At 75.0% G+C, this 18,821-nt stretch carries 15 protein-coding genes; 7 read left to right on the top strand and 8 right to left on the bottom strand.

The features are described from left to right. Position 1 precedes the first annotated feature (1 nt). From ACFU9A_RS20370 to ACFU9A_RS20355, 4 genes are read right to left on the bottom strand one after another with little or no spacing between them, the layout of a single operon-like run. Positions 2–934, bottom strand: a complete 933-nt coding sequence (locus tag ACFU9A_RS20370; protein WP_430577126.1) for a lysylphosphatidylglycerol synthase domain-containing protein — start codon at positions 932–934, stop codon at positions 2–4. Beyond that, the gene (locus ACFU9A_RS20365) at positions 931–2,085 is read right to left on the bottom strand and encodes a glycosyltransferase (protein WP_430577125.1); all 1,155 of its coding nucleotides are present in this window, start codon (positions 2,083–2,085) and stop codon (positions 931–933) included. The genes ACFU9A_RS20370 and ACFU9A_RS20365 overlap by 4 nt, the downstream gene beginning before the upstream one ends. After that, a complete protein-coding gene (locus ACFU9A_RS20360) occupies positions 2,082–3,137 on the bottom strand; it encodes a glycosyltransferase family 2 protein (protein ID WP_430577124.1) in 1,056 nt (351 codons plus the stop codon). Before ACFU9A_RS20360 ends, ACFU9A_RS20365 begins: the two co-directional genes overlap by 4 nt. Beyond that, positions 3,134–4,801: a DUF2142 domain-containing protein gene (locus ACFU9A_RS20355; RefSeq protein WP_430577123.1), complete on the bottom strand. Its 1,668-nt coding sequence runs from the start codon at positions 4,799–4,801 to the stop codon at positions 3,134–3,136. Before ACFU9A_RS20355 ends, ACFU9A_RS20360 begins: the two co-directional genes overlap by 4 nt. A 103-nt stretch (positions 4,802–4,904) precedes the next feature. On the opposite strand from ACFU9A_RS20355, the gene rfbB reads away from it, so the two are divergent. From rfbB to ACFU9A_RS20340, 3 genes are all read left to right on the top strand, one after another. Continuing rightward, positions 4,905–5,900, top strand: a complete 996-nt coding sequence (gene rfbB / locus ACFU9A_RS20350) for a dTDP-glucose 4,6-dehydratase (RefSeq protein WP_430577122.1) — start codon at positions 4,905–4,907, stop codon at positions 5,898–5,900. Between the two features lie 114 nt (positions 5,901–6,014). Next, the gene (locus ACFU9A_RS20345) at positions 6,015–7,370 is read left to right on the top strand and encodes an LCP family protein (RefSeq protein ID WP_430577121.1); all 1,356 of its coding nucleotides are present in this window, start codon (positions 6,015–6,017) and stop codon (positions 7,368–7,370) included. Between the two features lie 13 nt (positions 7,371–7,383). Then, positions 7,384–8,763, top strand: a complete 1,380-nt coding sequence (locus tag ACFU9A_RS20340) for an LCP family protein (RefSeq protein WP_430577120.1) — start codon at positions 7,384–7,386, stop codon at positions 8,761–8,763. An 88-nt stretch (positions 8,764–8,851) separates the two neighbouring features. On the opposite strand, the gene purE is transcribed toward ACFU9A_RS20340, so the two are convergent. From purE to ACFU9A_RS20320, 4 genes are all read right to left on the bottom strand, one after another. Beyond that, on the bottom strand, positions 8,852–9,391 hold the full coding sequence (gene purE, locus ACFU9A_RS20335; RefSeq protein ID WP_430577119.1) for a 5-(carboxyamino)imidazole ribonucleotide mutase: 540 nt from the start codon (positions 9,389–9,391) through the stop codon (positions 8,852–8,854). Beyond that, entirely contained in the window at positions 9,388–10,650 is a 1,263-nt protein-coding gene (locus ACFU9A_RS20330) for a 5-(carboxyamino)imidazole ribonucleotide synthase (RefSeq protein ID WP_430577118.1), read from the bottom strand. Before ACFU9A_RS20330 ends, purE begins: the two co-directional genes overlap by 4 nt. Positions 10,651–10,746: 96 nt before the next feature. Next, the gene (locus ACFU9A_RS20325) at positions 10,747–12,090 is read right to left on the bottom strand and encodes an ATP-binding protein (protein ID WP_430577117.1); all 1,344 of its coding nucleotides are present in this window, start codon (positions 12,088–12,090) and stop codon (positions 10,747–10,749) included. Between the two features lie 24 nt (positions 12,091–12,114). Continuing rightward, a complete protein-coding gene (locus ACFU9A_RS20320; protein ID WP_346456979.1) occupies positions 12,115–12,798 on the bottom strand; it encodes a response regulator transcription factor in 684 nt (227 codons plus the stop codon). Positions 12,799–12,962: 164 nt separating this feature from the next. Between ACFU9A_RS20320 and ACFU9A_RS20315 the strand changes: the two genes are divergently transcribed. The 4 genes from ACFU9A_RS20315 to ACFU9A_RS20300 all read left to right on the top strand — a co-directional run bounded on the left by ACFU9A_RS20315 (position 12,963) and on the right by ACFU9A_RS20300 (position 18,773). Continuing rightward, entirely contained in the window at positions 12,963–14,384 is a 1,422-nt protein-coding gene (locus ACFU9A_RS20315) for a sensor histidine kinase (protein ID WP_430577116.1), read from the top strand. Beyond that, entirely contained in the window at positions 14,381–15,106 is a 726-nt protein-coding gene (locus ACFU9A_RS20310) for a response regulator (protein ID WP_430577115.1), read from the top strand. Before ACFU9A_RS20315 ends, ACFU9A_RS20310 begins: the two co-directional genes overlap by 4 nt. Before the next feature lie 248 nt (positions 15,107–15,354). After that, positions 15,355–16,149 (top strand): ABC transporter ATP-binding protein, encoded by a 795-nt coding sequence (locus tag ACFU9A_RS20305; RefSeq protein WP_430577114.1) that lies wholly within the window; start codon positions 15,355–15,357, stop codon positions 16,147–16,149. Further along, a complete protein-coding gene (locus tag ACFU9A_RS20300; RefSeq protein ID WP_430577113.1) occupies positions 16,146–18,773 on the top strand; it encodes an FtsX-like permease family protein in 2,628 nt (875 codons plus the stop codon). Before ACFU9A_RS20305 ends, ACFU9A_RS20300 begins: the two co-directional genes overlap by 4 nt. Positions 18,774–18,821: the final 48 nt, after the last annotated feature.

The raw sequence follows: 18,821 nt of genomic DNA, 5'->3' as shown, positions 1-18,821 counted from the left end.
GCTACCGGGGGCGCGCCAGCGCTCCGGCGCCCGCGAGCGCCAGGTCGGCGAGCGTCACGAGCACGCGGCTGACCAGCACCAGCAGCAGCACCTCGGCGTGCGGCAGCACCCCCGCGAGGACCGCGAGCAGCACCAGCTCGCGCGCGCCCGCGCCGGCGGGCACCACGACGACGAGGAACCCGACCACCCAGGCGAGGGCGTAGCCGCCGACGGCGAGGGCGACGCCGCGGGCGTCGGCGGGCATGCCGAGGCCGACGGCCAGCACCCAGACCTGCGCGCCCGCGAGCAGCCACCCGGCGACGGACCACAGGGTCGCGGCGCCGAGGCCGCGCCAGCCGAGGGGCCGCTCGAGCGGGGGCCGGCGGGCGACGCGCAGCGCCCACGCGACGAGCCGGTTGAGCACGGGCGGCAGCAGGACGACGGCGACGGCGGGCAGCAGCCACAGGAGGGGCCCCGCGGACCCGAGCGCCCCGGTGGCGACGAACGGCAGCGCCACGACGCCCACGACCGCGCCGGAGACGACGCCGACCAGCGTGGCGACCGCCGTCGTCGTGACGGAGGTGCGGCGCGCGATGCCGTGGTCGACGCCGAGCTCGGCCGCGGCCACCACGTTCCAGACCCCGCCGGGCACGTACTTGCCGAGCTGGCTGAGGCCGAAGACGCGCAGGGCGACGCGGAACCCGGCGGGCGCCCCGAGGTCGGCGAGGACGACGCGCCACGACACGAACGTGCACAGCACGAACGCGACGGACAGCACGAGGGCCAGGGCGAGGCGCTGCCAGGAGAGCTCGGCGGCGGCGCGGGCCAGGTCGTCGCGCGCGGCGACGACGGCGTAGACGGCGAGCCCGAGCGCGAGCACCAGGAAGCCCCACCGCACCCACGGGGAGCGAAGCACCGCGAGCGCGCGCGCCAGCGCCCCGGCGCGCCCGGTCACGGCCGCACCCCGCGCGAGGCGAGGAGCCGTGCCAGGGGGCCGACGACGGCCGCGGGCCGGGCGAGGTCGCGCCCCGTGGCCGCGCGGGCGCGGGCGGCGGCGAGCGCGCCGGGGTCCCGCAGGGCGAGGAGCCGCTCGGCGAGCGCGGCGGGGTCGGCGGGCGCGACGAGCTCCAGGTGGTCGCCCAGCAGCCGGCGCTGCGGCCCGGTGTCGGACGTGACGACCACGCACCCGGCGGCCAGCCCCTGGAAGACCTTGTTCGGCACCACCCGCAGCCCCTTGGGGGTGGCGGAGAAGATCCCGAGGCAGACGTCGTGGGCGGCGACCAGCGCGGGCAGGTCGGCGGGCTCCACCCAGTCGCGCCAGGTCACGCCGGGCACCCCGGCCAGCCGGGCGCGGACGGCGGGCAGGTCCTGCCCGGAGCCGACGAGCGTGACCTCCAGCGCCCGCCCGCCGGCGGCGGCCGCGCGGGGCAGCGCGTCGGCGAGGGCGTCGGCGAGCACGAGGGTGCCCTGCAGCGGCGTGAACAGGCCGAAGAAGACGAGGCGCAGCGGCCGGTCGTCGTGCGCACCGCCGCTCCCGCTCCCCCGGGCGTCGGGTGCGGCGTCGAACCACTCCTGCGGCGCGCCGACGGGCACGACCAGGCCGCGCGCGGCGCGCGACGGCACGACGTCGGCGAGCATGCGTGCGTGCTCGGGGGTGTCGAGCAGCACGACGTCGGCGCGCGTCACGGCGAGGCGGTCCAGCCCGCGCAGCAGCGCGACGCGCGCGCCCCGCGCGCCCCGGTCGGTGGCGGTGTCGGCGGCGAAGACGAGGTGGTCGAGCAGGATCGGCGTGCGACGGCCGAACACCAGGCGGGCGAGCACGACGTCGAAGTGCCCCAGGTAGCCCACCAGCACGGCGTCCGGGCGGCCGTGCGCGCGACGGTGCGCCGCCACGTCGCCCACGAGCAGCGCCCAGCAGCGCAGCAGGCGCACCAGCAGCGCGGGCAGGCGCCACGGCTGGCGCAGCATCCGCACGCGTTGGGCGGTGCTGAGGCCGAGCGGCCGGTCGAGCTCGTGCACGGCGTACCCGTGGGCCCGCAGCCCCGCCACGAGGACGCCGACGCGCGGGTGCCGGGCGGCGTCGTACGTGCCGAACGCGACGATCACGCGCGCGCGTCCTCGTCGTCGGACAGGGCCTCGGGCACGGCGTCGGGCAGAGCGTCGGGCACGGCGTCGGGCACGATGTCGGCGACGGCCGCGGGTCCGGGCACGAGGTTCCCCCGGCCGTACTGGAGCACCTTGATCCGCTCGAGGGTCTCCTCCGCCAGGGCGCGGTTGGTGCGCAGCAGGTCGGCGATGACCAGGAGCGCCAGGCACAGCAGCGCCCCGACGAGCATCGCCCCCGCGAAGACGAGGGACTGCACGTGACCGCCCGCGTCGCCCTGCGCGAGGTAGACGAGGAACCGCACGGCGGGCACGGCCGCGGCGACGAAGAACAGGGCGCCCAGGGTGAGGAAGACCAGGTGCGGGCGGAACATGACCCAGGAGCGCAGGATCGCGCGCCCCGAGCGGCCCATGTGCTGCCAGATGTTGGAGAACAGCCGCGACTCGCGGGTCTTCGGGTTCGTGCTGATCGGCAGGCTCGCGATCCGCAGGCGCTTGTTCCCCGCCTGGATGATCGTCTCCATGGTGTAGCTGAACTCGGTCACCACGTTGAGCCGCAGCAGCGCGCCCCGGGAGTACGCCCGGAACCCGCTCGCGGCGTCCGGCAACGACGTGCCCGCCGCCGCGCTCACCACGCGGCTGCCGACACGCTGCATCAGCCTCTTGAACGGGGAGAAGTGGGCGATGGTCGCCGTCTGCCGGTCCGCGACGACGATGTCGGCCTCCCCCGCGACGATCGGCGCCACGAGGTCGCCGATGCGCTCCGACGGGTACTGGTTGTCGCCGTCCGTGTTCACCACGACGTCGGCCCCGTGCGCGAGGGCGTAGTCGACGCCGTCGCGGAACGACCGGGCCAGCCCCATCGTGCTGGTGTGGCGCAGCACGTGGTGCACGCCGAGCCGGCGGGCCACCTCGGCGGTGCCGTCCGTGGACCCGTCGTCGACGACGAGGATCTCGACGCTCTCGAACCCCGCGACCTCGCGCGGGATGTTCGCGAGCACGAGCGGGAGGGTCCCGGCCTCGTCGAGGCACGGGATCTGGACGAAGAGCTTCATCGCGCATCCTTCGGGGCACCGGGGGCCGCCGCCGGCGTGTCGCCGGGGGCCACGGACGCCGCGAGTCTACGGGGCCAGCCGACCGCGACGACCAGCGCGGACACGGGGGCCAGCACGCCCGCCGAGAGCACCACCAGCAGGGCGGGCTCCGCGAGCGGGCTCCACGCGAGCCAGCGCTCGACGGCGTCGCCGAAGGTCTCGCCGGGACCCTGGTAGAACGCGCCGAACCCCCAGACGAGGCCGCCGACGGCGGCGGCCAGGGCGAGCGCCGTCACGACCGGCAGCGCGAGCGCGAGGCGCCGGTCCTGGCGGAGCACGAGCTGCCACACCGCGACGGCGAACAGCGCCGCGAGCGCGGCGATGCCGCCGAACACGTACCGCCCCTGGACCGCGACGAGACCGCCCGTGTCCGCGTGCGCGGACCAGCTGTTGTACGCCACCCCGAACGCCAGCCCGGCGGGCAGGAGGGCGAGGGCGAGCGACGCGCGCCGTGCGCCGGGCAGCACGACCGCGGCGAGCACCACGGCGACGAGGACCACCGAGCCGAGGACCACCCAGGCGCCCGGGAGCCGCACCTCCAGCCAGGAGAGGTTCCCGAAGAACGCCTGCGGCAGCTTCTCCACGATGAGGCGGGGCACGTCGCCGTCGGGCACCTGAGCCACCGTGGCCGGGTCCCGCGGCAGGCCCACGGGCTGCACCGCGCCGAGCGTGACCACGTTGCGCACCCACCACCAGCCGCCGACGGCCAGCGCCACCACCCCGGCGACCACGAGGCGCGCGAGCCGCCCGGGCCAGCGCCGCCCGCGCGCCAGCAGGTACGCGACGCCGACCGTCGGGAGCACGAACGCCGCCATCACCTTGGTGAGGAGGCCCAGCCCGACGACGACGCCGATCGCCACCGCGACCCGCCACCGCAGGTCGCCGGTGACGACGCGCGCCGCCAGGTACGTCGCGGCCGCGCAGGTGAGCACGACGAGGGCGTCGTTGTTGACCGCGCCCATGATGTGCCCGAGCTGCGGCAGGAACAGGGGGAACGTCGCCGCGACCAGGCCCGCCGACGGCGAGCCCGTGATCCGGCGGGCGGCGCCGGCGGCGAGCGGCACGGACAGGGCCAGCAGCGCGACGTCGAGCAGGCGCAGCGCGAGCATCTGGAGGTCCCAGCGCCCCGCCGTCAGGCCGGTGACCCGCAGCGCGGCCGCGCCGAGCGCGTAGTACAGCGGCGGGTGCTGCGTCATCTGGTCCACGGACGTGCCGGACGACGCGTCGCCGAGCGCGTTCGTCGTGTCCAGCCGGAGGCGCTCGTCGCGGGGCACCGGCTCGAGGTCGACGAACTGCGGCACGTCGGACCGGTGCACCCACCGGCCCGGCGGGTCCGACGGGTAGCCGGACTCGTGGACGGCGTCGACGACGCCGGGGGCGAGGTAGGCGTCGCCGGGCGCGGGCCATCCCCCGCCGTACGCGATCCGCAGCACGCTGTTGAGGTGGTTCTGCTCGTCGGGCGCCTGGAACGGCGGGGTCACGACGGCCCACAACGCGGCCCACGCCGCCACGGCCAGGGCGATCACGACGACCGCGCGCCGGTAGCCGCGCGGGCCCGGGCGCAGGGCGCTCGTGAGGGGTGGCGGGGCGGGCTCCGGGCGTCCGTGGCGCGTGGTGTCCGTCACGGCCTCAGTCTCCCAGAGGCGCACCGCACCGGCGTCACGGACGCACGGATTCGCCCCGCCCTCCCCTCCCCCGCGCCGGTGGGCCGTCGGTAGGGTGCCCCCCATGCGAGTACTCGTCACGGGCGGCGCCGGGTTCATCGGCGCGAACTTCGTGCAGCAGACGGTGCGCGAGCGGCCGGGGGCCGTGGTGACGGTGCTGGACGCGCTGACGTACGCCGGGGACCGGTCGTCGCTGGCGCCGGTCGCGGACCGGGTCGCGTTCGTGCAGGGCTCGATCACGGACGCCGCGCTCGTCGACGACCTGGTGGCCGACGCGGACGTGGTGGTGCACTTCGCGGCGGAGTCGCACAACGACAACTCGCTGGTCGACCCGTCGCCGTTCGTGCAGACCAACGTGGTGGGCACGTTCACGCTGCTGGAGGCCGTGCGCCGCCACGGGGTGCGGTTCCACCACGTCTCGACGGACGAGGTGTACGGGGACCTGGAGCTGGACGACCCGGCGAAGTTCACGCCGACCACGCCGTACAACCCCTCGTCGCCGTACTCGGCGTCGAAGGCCGGATCGGACCTGCTGGTGCGCGCGTGGGTGCGGTCGTTCGGGGTGGCCGCGACGATCTCCAACTGCTCCAACAACTACGGCCCGTACCAGCACGTCGAGAAGTTCATCCCGCGCCAGGTCACCAACCTGGTCGACGGGGTGCGGCCCCGGCTGTACGGGGCGGGGGCGAACGTGCGCGACTGGATCCACGTCGAGGACCACAACGCGGCGGTGTGGACGATCCTCGACAAGGGCCGTGTCGGGGAGACGTACCTGATCGGGGCGGACGGGGAGACGTCCAACCTGCAGGTCGTGCGCACCCTGAACGAGCTGTTCGGGCGCGACGCGGACGACTTCGACCACGTGACCGACCGCCCCGGGCACGACCTGCGGTACGCGATCGACGCGTCGAGGCTGCGCACCGAGCTGGGCTGGTCGCCGCGCTACACCGACTTCCGCTCGGGGCTGGCCGCGACCGTCGAGTGGTACCGCGAGCACGAGGACTGGTGGCGTCCCGCGAAGGCCGCCGTCGAGGCGAAGTACGCCCGGACCGGCCAGTGACGGGGCCCGCCGCGACCGCGAGGAGAGATCGGTGACCGACCCACACATTTCCTCTACCGTCCCGGTCCTCGGGCACCGCAGCGGCGTAACAGCGACCCTCTATGCTCGCTTCCCGTGAGCCGCAACACCCCCCGCCACGTCGCCTCGGCCCCTGACTCCGTCAAGGGGCCCTCGCACGCGCGCACGCTGCGACAGCACACCCTCGCGCGCACCCTCGGGATGGGGCTGACCGCCGTCCTGGCGTTCGTCGCCGTCGGCGGTGCGACCGCGGCGGTCCGGCTCACGAACAACATCACGGCCGTCGACGCCGACAAGCTGCTCGGCGACGACCGGCCCGAGGAGGTCCTGCCCGAGGACCCGAACGCCGAGAAGCCGCTGAACATCGTGCTCATGGGCTCGGACAGCCGCGGCGGCGACAACGCCGGCATCGTCGGCGACGGCACCCTGGGCGCCCGCTCGGACACGACGATGATCATGCACATCTCGTCCGACCGGTCCCGCGTGGAGATGCTGTCGATCCCCCGCGACACGACCGTCGACGTCCCGTCGTGCCCGACGTCGTCCGGCAGCCAGACGTCGCCCCTGCACGGGGTGAAGTTCAACGCGGCCTTCGCCCAGGGCGTCAACGCCGGCGGCGACGTGGAGTCGGGCGCGCTGTGCGCGATGGAGACGATCGAAGAGATCACCGACGTGCGCATGAACGGCTTCGTCGTCGTCGACTTCGCCGGGTTCGAGAAGATGATCGACGCCCTGGGCGGTGTCAGCATCTGCATCCCCAACGACATCGACGCGCCGAAGGCGGACCACCTCGTGCTGTCCGCCGGGATGCAGGAGCTCGACGGCGACACCGCGCTGAAGTACGCGCGGGCCCGTACCGGCGCCGGCCTCGGCGACGGCTCCGACCTCGGCCGCATCGGCCGCCAGCAGGAGCTCGTGGCCGCGCTCGCCCGCGAGGTGATGAGCGCCGGCACGCTCGCCGACCCGGCCAAGACCCTGAAGTTCCTCGGCGCCGTGACCGGCTCGATGACGATGAGCAGCAACTTCGCGTCCATCCAGGGACTCGCCGGGCTCGCGTACAGCGCCCGGAACGTCCGCCCTGCAACGATCTCGTTCATGACCGCGCCGTACATGTACGACCCCAACAACGGGGCGAACGTGATCTTCACGGACGAGGCCGAGACGGTCTGGAAGAACCTCAAGCACGACAAGCCCCTGAGCGACGCCATCGAGTCCGAGAAGAAGTCGGACGGCAAGACGAAGGACGCGGGGGCGGAGGACTCCGACGCGACCCCGGTGTCGAACGACGACGCGGGCGCGACCGACGGGGCCACCGACGGGACGGACGAGGGCGCCGCCGACGGCAAGGACGGCGCGGACGCCACGAGCAGCGAGGAGCCCGACCCGAAGCGGACGCGCGAGGCGGGCAAGGAGGCGTTCACCGGCGCCGACGTGACCTCGGTGTGCGGCTGAGCGCGGGGACACGATGAGCAACGACGACCAGCGCATCCCGCCGAGCTTCACGCCGTCGGGCGGCCGCTCCGACCGCCCCCAGGGCTCGGGCGACGCCATCCCCGTGGGCGGCACCTCCCGCCCGCCCGCACCGCCCACGGGCGGCCGGGTGGGCCGCCGCGACGACGCCTCCCCCGTGGAGCCGCGCGTCCGCCGCCAGTCCTCCCGCGAGATCCCGACCACGCCGCCCGAGCGCCGTGGGGCCGGCGCGCAGAAGCCCCGGTCGTACGCGCCGCGCGGCTCGCAGTCGGCCCCGGCCTCCCGCCCCTCCCCGGCGGGGCAGGGCTCCGGGACCCGGGTGATGCCCGCCTCGGCGCGCAGCGCCCAGCCCGCACGTCGCAGCACCCCGCCGCCGGCCGGTCCGGGCGGGGCCGCGGCGGCCACGGCGGGCGGTGGCGGCTTCCGCATCCGCAAGGGCCGGGTCGCCGGCCTGGTCCTCGTGCTCCTGCTGGTGCTCCTGCTCGCGTGGCCGATCGGCCTGATCGTCTGGGCGAACGGCAAGATCCAGCACGTCGACGCCCTGTCCGACGCGGCGGGGACGCCCGGCACCACCTACCTGCTGGCGGGGTCGGACGAGCGCGGCACCGGCACGGTGCCCGAGGACGGGACGTCGGGCGCCCGCACCGACACGATCATGGTGCTGCACAAGCCGCGCAGCGGGCCCGCCGCCCTCATCTCGATCCCCCGCGACACGTACACGGAGATCCCGGGGCACAAGGCGAACAAGATCAACGCCGCGTACTCCTTCGGCGGCGCTCCCCTGCTGGTCGAGACGGTCGAGGGCCTCACGGGCCTGACCGTCGACCACTACGCGGAGGTCGGGTTCGGCAGCGTCGAGGAGATCGTCGACGCCGTCGGCGGCGTCCGGCTCTGCTACGACCGCGACGTCGACGACCCCAAGAGCGAGCTCACGTGGGAGGCCGGCTGCCACATGGCCGACGGCAAGACGGCGCTGGCGTTCTCCCGCATGCGGTACTCCGACCCCAAGGGCGACATCGGCCGGGCCGAGCGGCAGCAGCAGGTCATCGCCGCCGTCGCCGCGAAGGTCGTCAAGCCGAGCGTCCTGCTCAACCCGGTCGACCAGGTCCAGCTGGTCAACGCCGGCACCGACGCCCTCACCGTGGACGAGAAGTCCGGCATCGTCGACCTCGGCCGCCTGGGCCTCGCCTTCAAGGCGGCAACCGGACCGAAGGGCGTCACCGGCACCCCGCCGATCGAGAACCCGGGTTACAACCCGGGCACGGGCGTGGGCTCCACCGTGCTGCTCGACGCCGACAAGACCGAGAAGTTCTGGGCCGACGTCCGCGACGGCAACCTCGAGCCGGGCAGCACCGTGGGCGGTCTCCCCGGCTGACGGACGGGACCCGCACCTGCGACGACGAAGGCCCCGCGAGGACGTACCTCGCGGGGCCTTCGCGCGTCCCGGGCGGGACGCCGCCGGGTCAGGCGGAGAAGCCGGTGCGCCGCGCGCCCTCGCGGGCCGCGCGGAGCTTGTCGCCCTTGGCGCGGGCGACGTCGCCGAGCTCCGCCTGGAAGGCGACCATCCGCTCGCGCAGGGCGAGGGACTCGTCGTCCGTCCCCGCCGCGAGGATGCGCGCGGCCAGCAGACCCGCGTTGCGGGCCCCGCCGATCGATACCGTCGCGACGGGCACGCCGGCCGGCATCTGCACGATGGACAGCAGCGAGTCCATGCCGTCGAGGTAGCGCAGCGGCACGGGGACGCCGATCACCGGCAGCGGCGTGACGGCGGCGAGCATGCCGGGCAGGTGGGCGGCGCCGCCCGCGCCGGCGACGATCACGCGCAGCCCGCGCTCGGACGCGGCGCGGCCGTAGTCGATCATCTCCGTCGGCATGCGGTGCGCGGAGACGACGTCCACCTCGACCTCGACGCCCAGCTCGGCGAGCGCGTCCGCCGCGGCCTCCATCACCGGCCAGTCCGAGTCCGACCCCATGACGATCCCGACGACGGGCTGCGTGCTCATGCGTGCTCCTTGCTCGTGGTGTCCTCGTGCGAGGTGGTCTCGTGCGCGGGCTGCTCGCCCCGCAGCAGGGCGGCCGCGCCGAGCGCTCGCCGGCGCACGTCGTCGAGGTCGGTGCCGCTGACGTTGACGTGGCCGAGCTTGCGGCCCGGGCGGATGCCCTTGCCGTACAGGTTGACGCGGGCCTCGGGGTAGCGCGCGAGCACCTCGGGCAGGGCGTCCGTGAGGGCGTCGAGGGTGGAGCCCAGCACGTTCGCCATGACGGTCCACGGCGCGCGGGGTGAGGTGTCGCCGAGCGGCAGGTCGAGCACGGCCCGCAGGTGCTGCTCGAACTGGCTCGTCACCGCACCGTCGATGGTCCAGTGGCCCGAGTTGTGCGGGCGCATCGCGAGCTCGTTGACCCACACGGCGGTGCTGCCGTCGGCCTCGCGGGTCTCGAACAGCTCGACGGCCAGGACGCCGGTGACGTCCAGCCCCTCGGCGACGGCGACCGCGATCCGGCGGGCCTCCGCGTCGACGGCCGGGTCCAGGTCGGGCGCGGGCGCCACGACCTCCGCGCACACGCCGTCGCGCTGCACCGACTCGACGACCGGCCAGGTGCGCACCTCGCCCGACGGGCGGCGCGCGACCAGCGCCGCCAGCTCGCGCACGAACGGCACCTTGCGCTCCACGAGCAGCGCGGGCCCGCCGTCGGCGACGGCACGCAGCCAGTCGGCGACGTCGTCCGGCGACGAGACGACGCGCACGCCCTTGCCGTCGTAGCCGCCGCGGGAGGTCTTCACGACCGCCTCGTGCCCGTCCTCGTCCGCGAGGAACGCGGCGAGCGCGTCGCGCGCCTCGGCGGGATCGGTCGGCAGGGCCGCCCAGCGCGGGCACGGCAGGCCGAGGTCGGTGAGCCGGCGCCGCATGACGATCTTGTCCTGCGCCTGCACCAGCGCGTCCGGGCCGGGCCGCACGGGCGTGCCGTGGTCGATGAGGTCCTGCAGCAGGGCGTTCGGCACGTGCTCGTGCTCGAAGGTCAGCACCGCGGCCGGGTCCCGCCCGTCACCGGGGGTGATGAGGTCGCGGATCGCCGCGTCGTCGCTCGCCACGCCCACCGGGGCGTCCGTGACCACCTGGGCGGCCGACGACGCCGGGTCCTCGACGAGGACCCGCAGGCCCACGCCCAGCTCGGCGGCCGCGGGCGCCATCATCCGGGCGAGCTGACCTCCTCCGACGACGGCGACGACAGGGGCGGAGGCAGAGGGTCCGGTCACGGGCATCGAGGATACCGGCCGACCGCCGCTCGCCGAACAGGCGGTTGCTCCCGGGATGCGGTCGGATCCGCGCTCGTACCGGGAGCAACCGCCTGGTCGGCGTCAGTCGCCGTGGTGGTGCAGCCAGCCGCGCCGGCGGCCGCGCGAGGAGATGGTCGTGCCGGGCGGGAGCACCAGGTGCGGGTCGAGCGTGCGCGGCACGCCGGCGAGGAAGAGCGCGAAGACCGGGGGGCGGCGCTGCACGAGGTCGAGCCGCCCGCCGTCGGCGGCCGCCAGGTCGCGGGCCAGCGCGAGCCCGAGCCCGGTGCTGCCGCCCGTCGTCGTGCCCCGCTCGAAGATGCGGGTCGCGACGTCGTCCGCCACGCCCTCGCCCTCGTCGGCGACCTCGACGGCGACCGCCCCGGTCGTGCCCGACGGGCGCGAGCGCACCGTCGTGGTGCCGTCCCCGTACTTGAGCGAGTTCTCCAGCAGGGTCGCGATGATCTGCGCCAGCGCGCCCGGCGTGGCGAGCACCTGCATCCCGTCCGGGACCTCGACGACCAGCCGGCGCCCCGCCCGCTCGAACGTTGGCGCCCACTCCTCCTCCTGCTGGTGCACGACGTCCGCGAGGACGACGGCCTCGGTCGTGCCGCCCTGCGACCGGCGCGACGCCGCGAGGAGGTCGTCCACGACGGTCACCAGCCGCTCGACCTGCTCGAGCGAGATGCGGGCCTCCTCGACGATCTCGGGGTCGTCGGAGGCGAGCGTGATCTCCTCGAGGCGCATGGTGAGCGCCGTCAGCGGCGTGCGGAGCTGGTGCGACGCGTCCTGCGTGAACTGCCGCTCGGCCGCGAGCCTGCCCGCGAGCCGGTCGGCCGAGCGGGCGAGCTCCGCCGCGACGAGGTCGATCTCCTCGACCCCCGACGGTTCCAGGCGCGGGCGCACCTGTCCCGACCCGAGCTGCTCGGCCGACGCCGCGAGGTACACGAGCGGCGCGGAGAGCCGGTTGGCCTGCCAGACCGCGACCGCGATGCCCGCGGCGATCGCGACGATGCCGGCGATGATCACCAGGACCACGGTCTGCGCGGACTTCACGTACGCGCCGACGGCGGACACCGTCATCGACACGGACACGTTCTGGTCCGTGAGCTTGGCCTTGTCGATGGTGGGCGCCGAGACCGGGTCCCCGGCCGTCAGCTGGGTGCCGTCGGGCAGCGTCACGACGACGTACGCCGGCAGGTCGCCGTCGTTGCCCTCGGCGGCGCGCTCCACCGAGGCCTCGCTGACGATGTCGCCGCGCTCGAGCGTGTTGTCGATGCCGCGCGCGAGCGTGTCGACGCGGCTGGTGATCCGCTGCTCCTCGATGGCGAGGACGTACCGGGCACCGAAGATGCCCAGGGGGACGCCGAGCAGGAGCACGGCGACGGCGACCGCCGAGATGGTCGCCAGCAGGACGCGGCGACGCACGACGTCAGCCCTGGCCCGTCGGCGTCAGCTCGCGCCGAGCTCGAAGCGGAAGCCGAGCCCTCGCACGGTGGAGACGTAGCGCGGGGCGTTGGCGTCGTCGCCGAGCTTGCGGCGCAGCCACGACACGTGCATGTCGAGAGTCTTGGTGGAGCCGACCGGGTCGGAGCCCCAGACGTCGCGCATCAGCGTGTCGCGCACCACGACCGAGCCGGCGTTCGCGACCAGCACCTTGAGGAGGTCGAACTCCTTGGTGGTGAGGTGCAGCTCCCGCTCGCCCTGGAAGGCCCGGTGGGCGGAGACGTCGACACGCACGTCCTGCGCGCGCAGCTCCTCGTCCTCGCCGGTCTCGCCGTGCGTGCGGCGCAGCAGCGCCCGGACGCGGGCGAGCAGCTCCGCGAGGCGGAACGGCTTCGTCACGTAGTCGTCCGCGCCCGCGTCGAGGCCGACCACCAGGTCCACCTCGTCGGCACGCGCCGTGAGCACCAGCACCGGCACGGTCAGGCCGGAGCCGCGGATCTCGCGCGCCACGTCCAGGCCGTCCATGTCGGGCAGGCCCAGGTCGAGGACGACGATGTCCGCGTTCCCGGCGTTGTCTACGGCTCCTTGACCAGTTCCTTGCACGATGACGTCGTAACCCTCACGCGTGAGAGCCCGCGCCAAAGGCTCGGCAATAGCCGGGTCGTCCTCGGCCAGCAGTACGTGGGTCATTCCCTCATGCTAGCGGCATCATCGCTGGTCCTGGGACGTGAGAGCCGCCACGGTTTCCCGAGTCGCGCACCCGGCCGCCGTCCTCCCCAGGACCGACGCCGGTCGTGCGTCGGTCCGCCCCCGGACGGACGCGGCGCCGGCGCCGCCCACCTACCCTGGCGGTCATGAGCTGGATCGAGAGACTGGGGCGCTGGTTCGAGGCCCACCGGTTCGGCGTCGACCTCACGACGACCGTGCTGCTCGCCGTGCTCGTGCTCAGCTCGGCCACCGACCTGTACTCCGCCGAGCCGTACCTCTCGCGCAACGCGTCGATCGCCTGGAGCTTCGCGCTCCTCGCGCCCCTCCCCTGGCGCCGCACGCGCCCGGTGCCGTCGGCCGTGGCCGTCTACGCCGTCGCGCTGGCGCACATCCTCGCCGGGTACCCGATGATCATGCCGGGCGACCTGCTGATCCTCGTCGCCCTCTTCTCCGTGACCGTGTACGGGCCCACCTGGGCGCACGTCACCGCGATCTGCTCGACGGCGGTCGGCAGCCTCCTCGTGCTGCCCGTGGCCGTCGCGATGCTCGGGGGCACGGGCGCCGCGGGCCTGGCGGAGATCGTGCCCGTCGGCATCTTCTGCTTCGTCACCGCGCTCGCCGTCTGGGCCTTCGCCCTCGTGCGCCGCTCCCGCCGCGTCACCATGGACGCCCTGCGCGACCGCGCCCACCGCCTCGAGATCGAGCGGGACCAGCAGGCGCGCATCAGCGCCGCCGCCGAGCGCGCCCGCATCGCCCGCGAGATGCACGACATCGTGGCGCACTCCCTCTCCATCGTCGTCGCGCAGGCCGACGGCGGGCGGTACGCCGCCGCGACCGACCCCGAGGCCGCCGTCCGCGCGCTCGGCACCATCAGCGACACCGGGCGCACGGCCCTCACCGACATGCGGCGGCTGCTCGGCGTGCTGCGCTCCCAGGACGACGAGGACGGGGCCCCCGACGGCGCCCCCGACCCCGGGTCGCCGGCGCCGCCGCCCGGCACGACCGCCGCTCCCCCGGCCCTCATCGCGGGGCCCGCCCGCGACGACCGCGGGTCCCGGCCCGCCCCGCAGCCCGGCGTGGAGGAGATCGAGGACCTCGTCGCCCAGGCCCGCGAGGGCGGGCTGCGCGTCTCGCACGTGCGGGTCGGCGAGCCGCGCCCGCTCACCGCCGGCATGGGACTCACCCTGTACCGCGTGTGCCAGGAGTCGCTCACCAACGTGCGCAAGCACGCCGGGCCCGACCCGGCCGTCACCGTCGCGGTGCGCTGGACGCCGTCGACCGTCGAGCTCGAGGTGCTCGACGACGGCCGCGGCGCCGCCGCCACCGGCGACGACCCCGGGTTCGGGCTGCGCGGGATGCGCGAGCGGACCAACCTGTACGGCGGCACGCTCGAGACAGGCCCCCGCCGCGGCGGCGGGTTCCGCGTGCACCTCGAGCTGCCGCTGCCCGGCGCGCCCCTGGCCGTCGCGCCCCCGACCACGATCCCGACCACGATCCCGACCACGACCCCGACCCCGACCGAACGGCCGTCGACGACCACCCCGACGGTCACCCAGGAGGACGCATGACCCCGCCCGCCACCGACGCCCCCTTCCCGACCGGCCCGACCGGCGGTGGACAGGCCGGCGTCGTGCGCGTGGCGCTGGTCGACGACCAGCAGCTCGTGCGTGCGGGCTTCCGCATGGTCATCGACTCGCAGCCGGACCTGGAGGTCTCGCTCGAGGCGGGCGACGGCGCCCAGGCGCTGCGCCTGCTCGCCGACCACCGCGTCGACGTCGTCCTCATGGACGTGCGCATGCCGCACCTGGACGGGCTCACCGCGACCGCCCGGCTCACCGCATCCCCGGACGCGCCGCGCGTCATCGTGCTCACCACCTTCGACCTCGACGAGTACGTGCTCGAAGCCATCCGTTCCGGCGCGTCGGGCTTCCTCCTCAAGGACGCGCCGCCGGAGGAGATGCTCGCGGCCATCCGCACCGTGCACGCCGGCGACGCCGTCATCGCGCCCTCGTCCACCCGCCGGCTGCTGGAGCACCTCGTCACCGCGCTGCCGGCCGACCAGGCCGCGCCGCAGCACGACGCGCTCGCCGCCCTCACCGACCGCGAGCGCGAGGTGCTGGTGCTCATGGCCCGGGGCCGCTCCAACACGGAGATCGCCGCCGACCTGTTCGTCGCCGAGGCCACCGTGAAGACCCACGTCGGTCGCATCCTCGCCAAGCTCGACGCCCGCGACCGCGTGCAGGCCGTCGTCACGGCCTACGAGGCCGGCCTGGTCCGCCCCGGCTCCTGACCCGACGTGTCAGGTCGAGCGCCGGGCATACCGTGCGCACGTCCTGACGACCCGCGAGGGTGCAGGTCAGGGGCCGTTCAGGGTCCGGGTCAGGGTCGGTGTCATACCTGAGGATGACCTGGGTGCCCGGCAGGACCCGACCCCGGGCCGATGTCGGGCCGCGCGGCGCTCCGTAGCGTCGGTGGTGTCCTGGTCGGCGGGCTCCTCGGAGCTCGCGGGCCACCACCCCGAGACACCGGAGAGCTTCCGTGGACACGACCGTGTACGTCCCGATCCCCGACGAGGGCACCGCCGCCCGCCCGACCGTCACCCCCGCGGTGCGCGCCCGCGCCCTGACCAAGACGTACGGCCGCGGCGAGGCGCAGGTGCGCGCCCTGGACGGCGTCGACGTCGACTTCGCGGCCGGCCGCTTCACGGCGATCATGGGCCCGTCCGGCTCGGGCAAGTCGACCCTCATGCACCTGCTCGCCGGCCTCGACAGCGCGACGAGCGGGCAGTCGTTCATCGGCTCCACCGAGGTGACCGGCCTCAACGACAAGGCGCTGACGGCCCTGCGCCGCACGCGCGTCGGCTTCGTCTTCCAGCAGTTCAACCTGCTCCCCATGTTCACGGCGGAGCAGAACATCACGCTCCCGGTGGAGCTCGCGGGCGGCACGGTCGACAAGGAGTGGTTCGGCACGCTCGTCGAGACGCTCGGCCTGACCAAGCGGCTCACGCACCGCCCCAGCGAGCTGTCCGGCGGCCAGCAGCAGCGGGTCGCCATCGCGCGCGCCCTCATCGCCCAGCCGGACGTCGTGTTCGCGGACGAGCCGACCGGCAACCTCGACTCCCGCTCCGGCGCGGAGGTGCTCAGCTTCCTGCGCCGCTCGGTGCGCGAGCTCGGCCGCACGATCATCATGGTCACCCACGACCCGGCGGCCGCCGCCTACGCGGACCGTGTCGTCCTCATCGCCGACGGCAAGATCGCCGGCGACATCTCGGACCCGACCCCCGAGTCCGCCCTCGCCGGCCTCGACGCGCTGCGGACGGTGGCCACGCGATGATCCGCCTCACCCTGTCGCAGATGCGGCGCAGCGCCGGGCGCCTCGCCGCCGCCGGCCTCGCGATCGTCATCGGCACCGCGTTCGTCGCGATCACCCTGCTCGCCGGCAACGTCATCACCCGCACCACCTACGACTCGATCGCCGCCCAGTACACGGGCGCCGACCTCGTGGTCCGCGGCGTCGTCGCCGACGACACCACCATGGACGCGGTGCGCGGCGCCGACGGCGTCGCGACGGCCGACCAGCAGCTCATGTCGTTCCAGCAGCTCGAGTCCGGTGGCCGCACCATCTACCAGGGCGTGCTGGCCGAGCCCACCGACACGAGCGTGCTGCCGCTCGACGTCGCCGAGGGCGCGCTGCCCGAGGCGTCGGGCGACATCGCCCTGCCGGTCGACGTCGCCGAGCGCCTCGACGCGGCGCCGGGCGACAAGGTCACCCTCGTGCGCAACGTCCTCGACGACCCGCAGGAGGGGACCTGGAAGGAGGCCCGCGAGCAGCTCACCGTCTCCGGCACCGTCACCGACCCGTTCGGTGCGTACTCGATGATGGGCGGCGCCGCCGTGGCGCCCGCCGCCGACGTCACCGCCTGGGAGGCCGACCAGTACGCCCCCGGCGAGGCGTCGACCGAGCCCGCCACGGTGCTCGTCACGCTCGACGACGGCACCGACGTCGAGCAGGCCCGCACCGCCATCACCGGGGCCGTGACCAACGCCGCCTCGGCCGAGGGCGCGGACGCCGCCGACCTGCAGGTCGTCACCCCGACCGAGCACGCGGAGAAGGTCGCCAACGAGATGACCGGCGGCGACAACGTCATCTTCACGGCGTTCGTCCTCGTCTTCGCCGCCGTCGCGCTGCTGGTCGCCGCGCTCGTCATCGCCAACACCTTCCAGGTGCTGGTCGCCCAGCGCACCCGCACCCTCGCCCTGCTGCGCTGCGTGGGCGCCGACAAGGGCCAGCTGCGGCGGTCGGTGCTGTTCGAGGCCGCGTTCCTGGGCCTGATCTCCTCGGTCGTGGGCCTGCTCGCGGGCGTCGGGCTGGCGCAGGCGGCGCTCGCCGTCGGCCGGAGCATGGACCTCGGCGTGCCCCTGCCCGCGACGGTCGACATCACGCCGGCCGTCGTCCTCATCCCGCTGGTCGTGGGCACCGTGGTGACGCTCGTCGCGGCGCTCTCCCCCGCCCGCGCCGCGACCCGCGTCGCGCCGCTGGAGGCGCTCCGTCCCGCCGACGCGCCGTCGGCCGCTCGCGGCGCCGGTCGCGTGCGTCTCGTCCTGTCGCTCGTCGTCACCGTCATCGGCTTCGCCCTGCTGGGCGGCGGCGTCGCGCTGAGCACGATGGGCGGCGAGCCCAGCATGGGCCTCCTGGTGGGCGTCGCGGGCGGCGTCCTGTCGTTCGTCGGCGTCCTGGTGGGCTCGGTGTTCTGGCTGCCCCGCGTGGTGGCGCTCGCCGGCCGCCTCGTGGGCATGTCCGGCCCGACGGCGCGCCTCGCGGCCGCGAACACGCTGCGCAACCCGCGCCGCACCGCCGCCACGTCCACCGCGCTGCTCATCGGCGTCACCCTCGTCGGCATGATGTCGACCGGTGCCGCGAGCGCCCGGGTCACCATGGACTCGGAGCTGGACTCCCGCTACCCCGTGGACGTCACCGTCTCGACCGACCTGTCGAGCGACCCCACGGCCGTCGCGGCCGGCGACAGCACCGTGTCCCCGGTGCCCCCGGCCCTGGCGACGTCGGTGCGCGACCTGGACGGCGTCTCCGGCGTCGTCGAGACCCCCGCCACGGCGGCCACCGTCGCGGGAGACGGCGTGGACGAGGGCCTCGCCCTCACCGTCCGCGGCGTGACGACCGAGGACGCCGCGTCGGTGCTGCGCAGCACCGAGCTGGTGGAGCCGCTCGCCCAGGGCACGGTCGTCGTGCCCGAGGACGTCGCGGACGTCTGGAACATCAGCGACGGGTCGTCGCTCACCCTGACCGGCCCGGACGGGACGCTCGAGGTCGAGGCGGCGGTCACCGACCTCGCCGACTCCGCGCTCCTCGTGGTGCCCGACGACCTCGCCTCCCTCGACGCCCACGCCCCGGTGACCAGCCTCTGGGTGGGTCTCGACGACCCGTCCGACGCCGCGGCCGTCGTCCCGACGATCCAGGACGCGGTGGCCGACACCGAGGCGCCCGTGGACGTCGTGGGCGCGGCGGTGGAGCGCGCCGGGTTCCAGCAGGTGATCGACACCGCGCTGGGGATCGTCGTGGGCCTGCTCGCGGCGGCCGTCGTGATCGCGCTGATCGGCGTGGCGAACACCCTGTCGCTGTCGGTCATCGAGCGGCGCCGGGAGTCCGCGACCCTGCGGGCGATCGGGCTCTCGAAGGGCCAGCTGCGCGGGATGCTCGCCGTCGAGGGCGTGCTGATCGCCCTGGTGGGCGCGGTGCTGGGCGTGCTGCTCGGCCTGGTCTACGGCTGGGCCGGCGCGGCGGCGGCGCTCGGCTGGGCCGGCTCCCCGGTGATCGTGGTCCCGTGGCGCGACGTGCTGGTGATGCTCGTCGTGGCCGCCGTGGCCGGGCTCGTGGCGTCCGTCGCCCCCGCCCGCACCGCGGTGAAGACCTCGCCGGTGGAGGCGCTCGCGAGCGAGTAGCGCGAGTTGTCCACAGGCCGTCCGTGACGGCCGCCCGGGGCGGGCACC

The organism is Isoptericola sp. NPDC057653, assembly GCF_042799955.1.
Lineage (GTDB): Bacteria > Actinomycetota > Actinomycetes > Actinomycetales > Cellulomonadaceae > Isoptericola.
This window is presented reverse-complemented; position numbering and strand designations above follow the sequence as displayed.